Here is a 12,159-nt window from a genome sequence, read left to right as displayed (position 1 = left end):
ATCCCAGAAAAGAACAAACGCCCCCCAACAAGACGCACCTGACCAAAGAGCAAGAACAATGCCGATCATAGCATAGCTCTTACCAGTCGGTTTGCCTATGACAAGAGAATGCTCTAAAACTTCCCTACCGCATCTTTCCTTCCAGGTCGATCGTCCCCGTCTCCGGCGCATCTACCCTTTGATAAACACGGACATAATCAACTTCGAAAGTCGCCGGCCACTTGATCTTATCCAATTTGCCTCCCGCCTTGCCAAGGGCCAAATTCAAAATAATGGCCTGCGGCTGATGAAAGGGATTCTCCTGCTTCTCAAACAAGGCATTCTTCGTTTTGTCTAACATAGTGCGGTTCAAAAGAATGTCATCTACGTAGAGAGAAATGGAATCCTTATTCCAGTCCATGCGGAAAACATGGAATTTACTGTCCCACAGCGGATCCTTCTCCCTCAAGCGATCCACAGGTGTCCTTGTTGTACTCCATTGTCCTATAGACTTCCTCTCCGATGCCCAGCACAAATTGGCCAGATACGTTCCCTGATAGTATTCCATAATATCGATCTCGCCACAGCTCGGCCATCGTTCCGTGATCCCCACCGTCCAAAAAGCAGGCCACATTCCCTCCACGGGCAGGAACCTCCCCCTGCATTCGAATCTGCCGTAAAGCCAGGCAAACTTTTTTTTCGTCGTCAGGGAAGCAGACGAATACTCCGCCTGCTTGCGATTGAGATGCCAGCTTTTACTCTCCTTTTTGTATCTGGGGTTATTGATTTTTTCCTTCCTTCCTTCTATGACAAGGTTCCCTCCCTTGCAAAAGGCATTTTTTGCCTGGTACCACTGGGGTTCCTCATTCCGCACAAAGCCTTCCTCATAATTCCATTTTTTCGGATCCGGGCGGCCATCTTTGTCAAATTCATCATTCCAGACAAGTTTCCAACCTGTGTAGTCGGCTTTTTCCACAACCAGAGGCGCCTTTTTAGTCCCCTTGTCCTGATTGATAAAATCCTCGGCCAGAGAGGAATATCCCATCGCCGTTCCCAAAAGAGCTATCATCCATAACATTTTCATTCTACACTATCATACGGCGTCAAAAGATCCGATTTTACATTTTCCTTCCTTTTTCTGCACATCAAGAGAGAATCCGGGGCTCATCGGTATACGATCACTCTGTCCTTGATCCCCGGATAGAGTTTGTCCGCCTGTGGATAATTCTCACGAATTGGAACCGGCGGAAGAAATTCACTCTGCGTACCTTTGATCTCTATCGTCCCAGCCTCCGAATCAAGAGTGATAAATGCGAAAAGGGGGTGCTTATACTCAGCCATATGTCCGTTGGAGAACGCAGCTGCATGTCCGATCCAAAAGTAGGAAGCACTATTAATCTGAATATATTGAACTCCTTCGATAACTTTGTGGTTGTCGATATGGTGATGCCCGCAAATACTGGCAATGATTTTGAATCCTTCCGGTTTGACGGCATTCACCTCTCGGATGATCCGTCGTACATCCCCGGTACTGGAAGAACAGGGGGCCTGCCAAATGTCATCGAAGGCCTCATGGGAAAACAGAATGGACGGCTTGCGCGTTCCGAGCAGATCCTTTTTCAACCACTCGAGTTCGGCATCGCTTAACAACTCGTTGACAACCGGCAAGCCTTCCCGCTTCGAAGGCCGCTTGTCGTAAAATCTCCCTCCCTGCTTGAAGTAGTTGGCATCCAGCACGACAAAATGGTATCCGTCCACGTCAAAGGAATAGAAATTCCCCGGCATCTGCAGTTGCTTCACCAGAGCTCCTTTGTCGCCTCCGTCCATTTCGTGATTGCCTAGAACATGGTACTTTTTCCCTGGGAAACGGTTCCAGACTTCCAGCATAGCCTCCACATCCTCCGGTTTGCCATGAGTCATATCCCCGAGCTGGATAATAAAGTCCGGCCTCTTCTCAATAGCCTTGTCAATAAAGATTCCCAACCGTCTCTCCGCATCCTTTTGAAGACCTTTGTGAATATCGGAGATAATGCCGAATGTCACCTTTTTACCCTTCCCTATGTCGGGAACAGTTCCTGCGGACAGACTGGCAACAGCCGGGAACAATAGTAATTGCCCTAAAGCGGAGATAAATTGACGACGGGAAGTATCCATATAAAAATCAGGGATTTCAGATACTTACGTCCCACCAATCTCCAAAATTTCATCACCTTCGACATTTACATTTCCGTTATCTGCTCGACTCTAGAAAAAGCACTCGCCCTCCTACACATTCTGAAATCATCCGCCATACAGGCGCCCTCCTCAAGAAATTCATATTGACGAAATACCCCTGCCAATGGATAAAACCAATATTCAGGCATAATTTTCTGCCTTCGCATGACATGGCAAAATAAAATGCCACGCAGTACCGATTTTAAAAAAGACTCCAATCATGAAAGCCATCATTCCCCTTCTTGCTGGCGCCCTGTTCGCCATCTCAGCCACCGCACAGCCCCAGGAGGCCAATTCCATCAATATCATGGGGTTGAAGATCTTGCAAAGTCTTGTACCTCCAGGAAGCAGTACCAATATCACCGTTTCTCCCTACTCCATCGCTGACATGCTCCATATCATCCGTCTGGGCACTCAAGGTACCACCCGTACGGAGCTAGACGCCGTGCTGGGAAATTCCGAACAATTCAATACAACGCGAACTGTCCTGAACAAAGCTCGGCCTGTCAAACAATCCTTTATATCCAGCACCTTCTCCAACAAGAAAGAATCCCCCTTCACTCTGATTTCGGCACGAAAACTATTCGTCGACAACCACTTCAAGATCAACAACGCCTACACTAACCAATTCGAGGAAGAAGTCATTGCTCGGCAACCCTTCTTTGAAAATCAGGAGCAGGCCAGAATCTCCATCAATCAATGGGGAGCTAAGTCAACCAACAACTTGATCAAAGAAATTATCCCGCCGACAATGGATCTGAGTCAATCCAGAATCATTGCCGCCAATGCCCTTTATTTTCTGGGAAAATGGGAAGTGCCATTTAAAAAATTCGCTACGACTAAACAGGATTTCCTTACTCCTCAAGGGAAAACGACAGTCGATATGATGTCTGACAAAAGAATCATGCCCTACAAAATGATCCCCGGAGTAGGAACCAGCATCTCTCTTAGTTACAAATGGCTTCAAGAGCCCGGTTCTCCCGAGCCCGTTTTCATCGCTGTCCTTCCCGAATCCAAAAAAACAATCGGAGACTTTTTGGGCGCACTCTCTCCCCGGCAACTTGAACAATGTATCCCGGACCAAAAAGAATTAGTGCTCCTCGGCCTCCCGAAATTCAAAACGGATGGGGATTCTCTCTCTATCAATCCAGGTTTACAGAAAGCGGGTCTCCATGAATTATTCATCGAAGGAAAAGCCGACCTCAGCCTCATTTCACCAACTCTCCTTCATCTGGTCAACGTATTGCAGAAATGTTTCGTCAGTGTCGATGAAGAAAAAACGGAAGCTGCCGCCGTTACAGCAGGGATCATAGACGAATGCATTCCCGTAAGCGAACCACCCTTCAAAACACTCACCTTCGACCGCCCCTTCCTGTGGTTCATCTATGACAAAACAACGGGAAGTATCCTCTTCATGGGCGTCCAGAACAATCCGGGGGAAAACGATGCCAGCCGCGATTCTGAATCATTGCCTCCCTACATCCAAAATAAATAAGCCCAGCCGGCTTTGACGAAAACCAGCACGATGTTAATCGCAAAGCCCACCTTGATCATCATGGATTGAGGCACTTTGCCCGTAGCAAAAGCCAAGGCGTTGGGTGGCGTCGATACCGGCAGCATGAATGCGCAGGAAGCTCCCACACCAATCAGCAACACGAGAGGTTCCGCCGGAATCCCCATCTCGGCGGCAACGGTCACCATCAGGGGGCAAACGAGTGCGGCAGATGCCGTATTCGAGCAAAACTCCGTGAGCATCGTGATAAACAGGCTCACAATCAGGAAGAGTACAATCAGGCTTTGCCCCGTCCCCAGCACGGCAACTTGGGAAGCAAGAAACTGACCTGCTCCCGTCTTGATCAATATCGTACTCAAAGTGATGCCGCCACCAAAAAGCAGAAGAACGCCCCAGTCCGTGTTTTTGACAATTCCCTGCCAGTTGATCAAGCCGCACACAGGAAGCAACACCACGGCGCACAAGGCAATCAGAGCATCAATAGATGGGATTCCCCCCGGTACAAGGCCGGAAATAAAACCGCTAAACATCCAGCACAGGGCAATGACGGTGAAAACTCCCAGCACGCGTTTCTGCTTGGCATCCAGGTTGCCATGTCCTGCAACGGCACTTGCCTCCACCACGTCATCGGGCGATTTGATTTTCAGAGAAAGACAGGGTTTGAGCATCACCCACATCAATGCAAAGACCACCACGGAAAAGACACAGGCCACCGGAACACCAATCTTGAGCCAATCCGCAAATCCCATGTGCAATTCCCGGGCTGCAATCGCATTGGGAGGTGAGCCAACCAAGGTTCCCATCCCTCCGATGGAGGCACTGTAGGCCACACCCAACACGGCGAAAATCCAGGTCGATTTATACTTGCTTTCATCCACTTCACCCAAAAGACCAATAACCAATGGCAACATCATGGCCGCCGTTGCCGTGTTGGACATCCACATCGACAAAAAGGCCGTCGCGGCAAAAATCAACCCAAGAGCCAAGCCCAGATGGCCCCGCGAAAACCGCAAGATTTTACCCGCGAGCCAGGTGTCAATTTTCTGCTCATGCAAGGCTCCCGCCAGCACAAAACCACCAAAAAACAGAAAGATCGTCGGATCCGCAAAACCCACCATAGCCGATGCCCCGGGAAGAATCCCCAGGATCATCGCCAAAATCGGTACCAGAAGGGCAGTAATCGTCACATGAACCGCCTCCGTCAGCCACAAAATGCCAATGAAGACGAGGATAGCAACACCTTTGGCCGCATCGCCATCCAGAGGGAGCCATTTGAGGAGTGCCAGAAAGAGAAGCACATCGCACAGGATGATTGCATACTTGCGGTGCCCTTTCTCCGTATCCTTCGTATCATGCTGAATAGTAGGTACTTTTTTCTTCATAGCCCATGTTGTCCTTCTCTTCTAAATCCTTGCTGTCAGCAGTCCGGGGGAGAGCTGGTATGGTTCACAGTAGCAATCTTCAAGCAGCAGGTCAATAAGCCCTCGTGCCTAAAATGCCATTTCTCGGCCCTGCCATTCTTCTAAAAATTTCGGCATCTTCTTGACCTCCTCAAAAAAACAGATAATAAATCATTTAACATTCAACTTAAATGTAAAATGAGTACGGAAAGCAGTTTACAAAATACGCTCAAGGCATTAGCCGATCCCACGCGAAGAGAGATTCTGGAGATTTTGAAATCCGGGCGCCAATCAGCAGGAGACATCGGCAAACGCTTCAACATCACCGGTGCTGCCATCTCCCGCCACCTTTCCGTTTTAAAGGAAGCGGATTTAATCCGCGATGAACGAGAGGGCAAATTTATCTTCTACGAGCTCAACCTGAGTATTATGGAAGAGCTTCTCACATGGTTTGGCAACTTCCAGTCCACACGGCAGAGCAAACAATCCCAGAGTAAAGGATCTTCCCGTCCTGAACCTCAACACTAATCTCTCCCATGGATGAGCTTCAATCCCCTCAGCGCCCTTCACTCTTCAAGGGTGGCCCCATCCTGACCGAACTTACCATTGCGCTTTTGCCCTGGGTCTTCCTTGCCATCATCTACAAGGAACTTCCTGCCCAGGTTGCCGTCCATTTCAACGCCGAGAGTATTGCCGATCGCTATGCCTCCAAAGAGAGTTGGGAAGTGTTGTGCCTCCCCTCCGTCGGTTTTATTGGATTCATCATCGGACGCTTTATTCGTTTCATGTGCATGCTCTCAGGCCGTTTCGATAAAAAGTTCTGTAACGCCAAACCTCTAGAGCGTTTTTGCACCTACACAGAACTCTTCTCGGTGAGTCTGTTATCCGGCACAGCCCTTTACCTTTTGCAAAGCTGCAGAGCCTCATTGGAAACGATGAATATTGAGTTACTCCTGCGTATCTTCGTAGCAGCCATCTCAATTCTTTTCATCCTGGTCGGGAATCTCTGTCCAAAAATACGCCCCAACAAATGGTTCGGAATCAAAACTCCCCGGGCATTTTCCAGTCCGAATGCCTGGAATAAAGTTCAGAGCGTCGGAGGAAGACTCATGTTCTGGTGCGGTGCCTTCAACCTGCTAATTGCCTGTGTTCCTTTTATTCCCACAGGAATAGTAGTGACCTGCAGTTGCATCACCATGGTCCTCATGCTGTTTGCCATCTTCCTCTATCGCCCTAAAATGTGAGCAAGGAGAAATCGGAGCCAAGCCTCGAGTCTGACAACTCACTCCATCGCATTGGGACCCAGCACGGCAGTCTGCCCTGAACCGTAACAGTACACGTCGTTCCAACCCAAGAGATTTTCTAAACAGAGGGACACGCTGGCCGTACTGAGAAGGCGAGGTAGCATTGCCCCAATCCAAGACAAAGCCAATCTTTCTAAGAACAGAAAAAATGAAAGTAATTCCTCAATCAAGACGTATCATCTCATCATCAACTCTTTCTCCTCCTTTGATTCTCCTATGAAAACAGCTGTTTTTGCCCTATGCCCCTGCCTTCTTTTATCCGCCTTCGCTCAGACTTCCCCTTCCGCCGGAAATAAATCCGGCAATCCCGCTTCCACTCAAATTGCAGACCTAGCCTCGCAGGTCATTGCTCCGGATTGGGATCGATTGAAGCCGAGTCCTCTCACAGGAGAATGGGAACGGGGCGTGCAAGGAATGTTGTTAAACGCCAATAAATTCGCCCTCAACACTTGGTATCACGATCGCAAGGGATTCGACAAACAGGATAGTCCCTACCTGGATTTCAAAGGTCGTGCCGAAGCACAAATCCGTCCCGTAGCACACCAGGTATTCGGATTGGCGACATCCTTGAAATGGAACCTCTACGATCCTGTCATCACCGGGATCTCCCGCGAAGAAGCCACCCGCCGCACCATCCGTATGATCAGCTCTCTCGCCCACCACCACAAAGCCAATCAAGGTAAAACCGGTTGGGGAGATGCATGGCAAAGTGCCCTGTGGGCTAGTCAGGCCGCCCTGGCAGGATGGTTTCTTTGGGACGAACTGGATGCTTCCACGCGCATGGAACTTGCCCGTATGACCGATCACGAAGCCGACCGCTTCATCAACTACAAAACGCCCTACTACCGCGACAAAACAGGCAAAATCATCACACCGGGCGACAGCAAAGCAGAAGAAAACGCCTGGAACTCCACCATCCTTGTTGCGGCCAACGTCATGATGCCGCACCATCCCAACTGGCAAAGATGGAACGACAAGGCTATCGAACTTCAAGCCTCCGCCTACTCCGCCCCCGGCGACTGGAATCTCCCGGGATCAATCAATGGATTCCCCTTCAGCAAGTTGAATGGCAGCAATATCGATCCGGACGGCACCGTCATCAACCACAACATCCTGCACCCGGACTACATGACAGCCATCATGGGCAGCGCCACTAATGCCTGGATCTACTGCATCGGCGGCATGAAATCCCCGAAGGCTTCGCTTTTCAACGGCAACAGGGTCTATCATGCCCTCACCGATTTGCTCGTCAAGGATGGCAAAACCATGTACGTCTCCAACCAGGGGCAGGCCACAGCTACCATGTACTACCCTCAGGGCAACGACTGGGGCAACAATCGCCAGGCAAACTACTGGCTCATGGACATCATGGCGGATCTCTTCCACTGGGACACCCAATCCTCTATCAAAGGCCATGATTGGGCTCGTGCCCGCCAACAGGAAATGCAAGCCATGCAGGCCCGCACGACCACAGGCCAATACTACCAGAAGCGCGACGAAGACACCTTCCCCTCCCGGGAAGAATGGATTTCCTACCACCTCGCTTTCGGCTACATCGGCCTCTGGCTCCACCAACACCAACTCGTCAAATTCACCGACGAGCCTCTCAAAGCACCAGTTGCAAGGTAAAGGTGAATAGTATCGTGTCCTCCTTGCCTCTTCTGGCAAGGAGGACACTACTTAACAACTAGTAATTTACATTAAGCATATTACAGGTTTCAATCCACGTGTGATTCACACGAACCTGTCCAAGGAAGAGCATCAAGGACAGGAACAAGTATGGAGGCTCAGCAAGGGAATGTCACTCGCAAACCTCCCCATGTCCCCCACAAGCCAACATTCCTGTAGTATAGTTATAGAAATTATATTCCTGTACAATGTTAATGAAATTCTAGTTTGATAATTCTCATTGACAAGTATCGTAAATCGACGTAAGGTACGCCCAACGGAACAAAAAAGGTAAGGTACTACGAATACCTTACCTCAATGTTCCAACAACCAGATCTCGAAGACGAGTATTGGCGTCAGTTTAGCTCTGGAGCTAGACACCTTATATGGGCTCATCATGATGATGTCAACTTGGAATCGGGATCAAGTAACTAAGATATTCATCATGAACATCGCATATAAATTGAAAAGGAAGCCGTGGTGCTACATAGTAACCTCCACTCTCGAAATTGACTCCATCTATGTAGCCGGGGGAGATATCATTCCCGGGCTTTACAAGAAGGAGGTACTCCATGACTATGTCAAACAGGGGGGGATCATATACGTCAATATCCCTGATTATCCGAAACTCATCGCTGCTACCAGTGCACGAGGAGAAAAATACGTCCGTTCCGCACCTAACGATACCCCAAATGATAATCTCCTGAAATTGCCTTGCATCTAAGGTCAATCGTTTGACACATTGTTATTGAAAGGCCAGTGCTGTTGAGAAGATAAACTCAACAGCACTGGCATAGCCCATTTTTAGAAATAAGCCAACTTCCACAAATTTGTCTCGTTTCCGGATGCAAGAGAGACTAAAGAGTAAGGAAATTACATGACCATGGAAACGCCCGAAGGACATTCAGAGGCTCAGAAGCAGCCAATCGTACCACAGAAGACAAACGGAATGTGCATAGCGGCATTCGTCCTGGCTCTTGGAGCTATTCTGACTGCTCCATTCGTCATTCCTGGCTTTCTGGCAAGTATTCTCGCCCTTGTTTTAGGTATTCTCGGTATTAAGAAAGCAAAACGGGAAGGCCATTCGGGAGAAACTCTCGGAATGTGGGGTATTGTCCTCTCCTGCCTGTCCTTGCTGGTTAGTTTGACTCTGGCCGGAATCGCCACGTGGTTCTTCCTCGAACTGAAAAAATCTGACGAATTCAAGCAAGAGATCCAGGAACAAATCGAGCACCAGAAGGGAATCGATCCGGAAGGAGCCAAAAAAGCCGAAAAAATTTTCCATTTCCTCGGCCTGGATTAATAAACAAAAAATCGAAGTAGAGCATTCTTCGGTCAAGAATTTTCCGTCATCGTACCGTCATTCGGAGCCGATGCCGCGATTATTCAGGATTTTCTTTTCTTGATTCCCATTTGAACCTTGATTGCCTGTCTGATGCAGGTTTATGGTTACTACCTAGGTATTCTCTAAATCGCCATGTCCCGCTTTTTCATTCCCCTTCTCCTTGCCACGCTAGTACCACTGTTCCCCGTCTCAGCGGAAAGAAATCCGTTTGGCTCAACAGTCAACGGTCCGACACGAGACCAAATCATCCCTCTCCAGAAAAAAGACATTAAAACTCCGGTTATTTCCCCCCAAGAAGACGGAACGTTCCTCCTGACAGCCGATAAAGCCCAGCTTCGAGGAGAGGGAACCATCGAACATGAGTACGGATTTCCCACCATTGGCGTATTCAAAAAGCGAGGGAATCAGGCTGGCTGGTTACTGAATGTTCCCAAGGATGGCACTTACATAGTCGAAGTCCAATACACTTGTCCTCAAGGAACCCATGCTCCATCCTCCCTTGTCGATGTCCGATCGGGGAACAAAGTATGCCCGTGGGATATCGTTCTTACAGGCGGTTCATGGCAGCATTTTGTCAAGCGCCACATCGGCAAGATCCAACTTTCGGCAGGAGAACAGCCTTTCATCCTGACTCTCACTGACAACTACGGTATCAACATCGGCAATATCCGTCTCATTCCAGATCCCGGGTTGGAAGTAAAACCCGACAAGACCGGAACATTCACACTTCTTCCCGAAACGGCCGACCTCACAAAAGCTTCATGGAGTAGTTCCAAAAACATCATCGTCGGAACTTATGGGATTGCCTGGATTGTCAATTCCCCCATTCCGCAACGCTACCGAGTCATTCTCAACGGAGCAGTTCCCAGCGGTGCCGAATTTGAACTTTCCTGCGCCTCTCTCTCTACGATTGTCAACATTCCCTCTACAGGAAGCTGGGATAATTTCAAGGAACAAACAATCTCCACGATCACGCTCCCTGTAGGCCCCACCACTATTTCGCTGAAAAAAAAGAATGGAGGTTTGGATATTCGATCCGTCACCCTTCAGCCGACAGGAGAAAACTTGAATGCCAAAGTTAAGGAATTGGAAACCAAACCGCTCATCGGCATGGACAAGGAAGACATGGATCTCCTCTGGGGCGGAAGTGTCGCAAAAGGTTCCCAAGATTTTTTGAAACTTCACGGAATCAACGAAGCCGAGACCGATTTTTACAAGGGGATTGAACTTTCCTGTAAAGCCTATCAGTGGCCATTGCCGGACATGACTGTAACGGGCGTTTTCATGGACGGAAAGTGTATCAACCTGATTGTGAAAATGCCCAATCAAACATTCGCAGCATCCAAAACCCTCCTCGCGAAACTCCTTCCCGGCGTTGCTTTTGCCTCTGCTCCCACTACAACCGAACCTCCTTATATCGTCCCGTCTAAAGACAATACCTATCAGTTCCTGTACTGGGGGGACTGCTTCGAACTCCGGGCTCCCAACATCGTCAATGAGGCCAGGGAATCCGCCGAGAAGGAATTCAAAAACACTATCGGTAAAGTCCGTCTGGGCATGTCCCTGAGCCAGTTGAAAGAAATCCTGGGAGAAGGAAGACCCCGCAGCGATTTTGATGCAGAACGCTCCGGCCCCGGTGACATCGATCAAAACCTTTACAAAGGAATCACTAAACGCTGCAACGGAAACATCTGGGGATACCCCGAGAAGAAGGACTTCTATATCACAGCCATCCTGTTCCAGGATAAGTGCATAGAATTCGATATCAGCCAACGTGGAGGATTCACAACCGAAGAGGCCCTCTCCCTCGCTCAAACCTTCATCCCCGGCGTCCAATTCAATGTGACACCCGCCCGGATGCAACCCCAATATGCCTACTACTCCACCAATTATGGCAAGGGTTACAAGATGCAATATCGCGGGGCCTTCCTTGAATTGAAAGCATCCGCCCTTTTGAAAGCCCTGCTGCTGGAGGAATTGGGAATCGTCAGCAAAAAGCCGGTTCTTCCAGGAGCAACCGACAGCAGTGCCTCCCCCTCTCTCAAGCAATCGTCCCTGGCCCTGACCAATCTACTCCAGAAGAGCCCCCTGTTGAAAAACACACCCATTTTCGGGAAATCCGCTGAAGCAGTGGATTCCATCCTGGGCAAATCGGAAGAGATCGACCCCAGCCTCACCATCCAGCCGACTCGCGTCTGGGAAATCAAGAACAGTACCTTCCGCCTGACCGGAACATTCTCCAAAAAGAACGGAAAGGACATTCTCAATAGCATCTCCATTGTCGACGAATCCGGAGCGATCACCCCGGCTGTCGCCCTTTTTGTTGCCAGGAAACTGATTGCGCCCTACACGACAACCCCCATCTCCAGTGCCCAGATGAACGCTGCTTTCACCCTGACATCCTCGGACCCGCAGCAAAGATTTACCCTCGAATGGATCCCGGACAAAAACAACTCCGGCATCATGCGCATCGCCGACAAGGATTAATATCCCTCATGCACATCCCGAGCATGTCGGAAAATTCACTGCCATACAGAAACGCTCCGAATGCAAAATTGACGGTCCGATCGAAGAACTCTCCTGGATTGAGGACATCAAGTGCCAATTCCAGGGGAGTTCTATCCCACAATTATCACACCCTGCGCAACCGTTCCGTCCCGGTCGATATCTTCCCCCGTTCCCGGAATTCCTATCCCTTGTGAACCCGGCATCGCCTTGGGCGACCCCGAAATACCC

Annotated in this window: 10 protein-coding genes; 7 read left to right on the top strand and 3 right to left on the bottom strand. The window is 49.4% G+C overall.

From position 1 onward, the window contains the following. Window positions 1–124: 124 nt before the first annotated feature. Window positions 125–1,063 (bottom strand): glycoside hydrolase family 16 protein, encoded by a 939-nt coding sequence (locus QET93_RS02635; RefSeq protein WP_280131753.1) that lies wholly within the window; start codon window positions 1,061–1,063, stop codon window positions 125–127. Window positions 1,064–1,143: 80 nt separating this feature from the next. After that, window positions 1,144–2,133, bottom strand: a complete 990-nt coding sequence (locus tag QET93_RS02630) for a metallophosphoesterase (protein ID WP_280131752.1) — start codon at window positions 2,131–2,133, stop codon at window positions 1,144–1,146. Between the two features lie 280 nt (window positions 2,134–2,413). Between QET93_RS02630 and QET93_RS02625 the strand changes: the two genes are divergently transcribed. Then, complete coding sequence (locus QET93_RS02625) at window positions 2,414–3,688, top strand: serpin family protein (protein ID WP_280131751.1); 1,275 nt, start codon at window positions 2,414–2,416, stop codon at window positions 3,686–3,688. On the opposite strand, the gene QET93_RS02620 is transcribed toward QET93_RS02625, so the two are convergent. Further along, entirely contained in the window at window positions 3,670–5,088 is a 1,419-nt protein-coding gene (locus QET93_RS02620; protein ID WP_280131750.1) for a DASS family sodium-coupled anion symporter, read from the bottom strand. The two genes, QET93_RS02625 and QET93_RS02620, sit on opposite strands and share 19 nt — an antisense overlap. A gap of 216 nt (window positions 5,089–5,304) precedes the next feature. On the opposite strand from QET93_RS02620, the gene QET93_RS02615 reads away from it, so the two are divergent. The 6 genes from QET93_RS02615 (at window position 5,305) to QET93_RS02590 (ending at window position 11,910) form a co-directional block, all read left to right on the top strand. Then, complete coding sequence (locus tag QET93_RS02615) at window positions 5,305–5,634, top strand: autorepressor SdpR family transcription factor (RefSeq protein ID WP_280125597.1); 330 nt, start codon at window positions 5,305–5,307, stop codon at window positions 5,632–5,634. 8 nt (window positions 5,635–5,642) lie between these two features. Continuing rightward, the gene (locus tag QET93_RS02610) at window positions 5,643–6,350 is read left to right on the top strand and encodes an SdpI family protein (protein WP_280131749.1); all 708 of its coding nucleotides are present in this window, start codon (window positions 5,643–5,645) and stop codon (window positions 6,348–6,350) included. A 276-nt stretch (window positions 6,351–6,626) separates the two neighbouring features. Beyond that, window positions 6,627–8,039, top strand: a complete 1,413-nt coding sequence (locus tag QET93_RS02605) for a hypothetical protein (protein WP_280131748.1) — start codon at window positions 6,627–6,629, stop codon at window positions 8,037–8,039. Window positions 8,040–8,523: 484 nt separating this feature from the next. Next, window positions 8,524–8,802 (top strand): DUF3892 domain-containing protein, encoded by a 279-nt coding sequence (locus QET93_RS02600; protein ID WP_280131747.1) that lies wholly within the window; start codon window positions 8,524–8,526, stop codon window positions 8,800–8,802. 159 nt (window positions 8,803–8,961) lie between these two features. Continuing rightward, window positions 8,962–9,381 carry a hypothetical protein gene (locus QET93_RS02595; RefSeq protein ID WP_280131746.1) on the top strand — a complete coding sequence of 140 codons (420 nt, stop codon included), beginning with the start codon at window positions 8,962–8,964 and terminating at the stop codon, window positions 9,379–9,381. Window positions 9,382–9,555: 174 nt separating this feature from the next. Further along, window positions 9,556–11,910: a hypothetical protein gene (locus QET93_RS02590; protein ID WP_280131745.1), complete on the top strand. Its 2,355-nt coding sequence runs from the start codon at window positions 9,556–9,558 to the stop codon at window positions 11,908–11,910. The last annotated feature ends 249 nt before the right edge of the window (window positions 11,911–12,159 follow it).

It is taken from the genome of Akkermansia sp. N21116, from assembly GCF_029854705.2.
In the GTDB taxonomy this organism is placed as follows: Bacteria; Verrucomicrobiota; Verrucomicrobiia; order Verrucomicrobiales; family Akkermansiaceae; genus Akkermansia.
This window is presented reverse-complemented; position numbering and strand designations above follow the sequence as displayed.

Coding starts and splice junctions, on each gene's coding strand:
- QET93_RS02610 (WP_280131749.1), top strand. CDS start 5,643: ATGGATGAGCTTCAATCCCCTCAGCGCCCTTCACTCTTCAAGGGTGGC.
- QET93_RS02590 (WP_280131745.1), top strand. CDS start 9,556: ATGTCCCGCTTTTTCATTCCCCTTCTCCTTGCCACGCTAGTACCACTG.
- QET93_RS02605 (WP_280131748.1), top strand. CDS start 6,627: ATGAAAACAGCTGTTTTTGCCCTATGCCCCTGCCTTCTTTTATCCGCC.
- QET93_RS02615 (WP_280125597.1), top strand. CDS start 5,305: ATGAGTACGGAAAGCAGTTTACAAAATACGCTCAAGGCATTAGCCGAT.
- QET93_RS02595 (WP_280131746.1), top strand. CDS start 8,962: ATGGAAACGCCCGAAGGACATTCAGAGGCTCAGAAGCAGCCAATCGTA.
- QET93_RS02600 (WP_280131747.1), top strand. CDS start 8,524: ATGAACATCGCATATAAATTGAAAAGGAAGCCGTGGTGCTACATAGTA.
- QET93_RS02630 (WP_280131752.1), bottom strand. CDS start 2,133: ATGGATACTTCCCGTCGTCAATTTATCTCCGCTTTAGGGCAATTACTA.
- QET93_RS02620 (WP_280131750.1), bottom strand. CDS start 5,088: ATGAAGAAAAAAGTACCTACTATTCAGCATGATACGAAGGATACGGAG.
- QET93_RS02635 (WP_280131753.1), bottom strand. CDS start 1,063: ATGAAAATGTTATGGATGATAGCTCTTTTGGGAACGGCGATGGGATAT.
- QET93_RS02625 (WP_280131751.1), top strand. CDS start 2,414: ATGAAAGCCATCATTCCCCTTCTTGCTGGCGCCCTGTTCGCCATCTCA.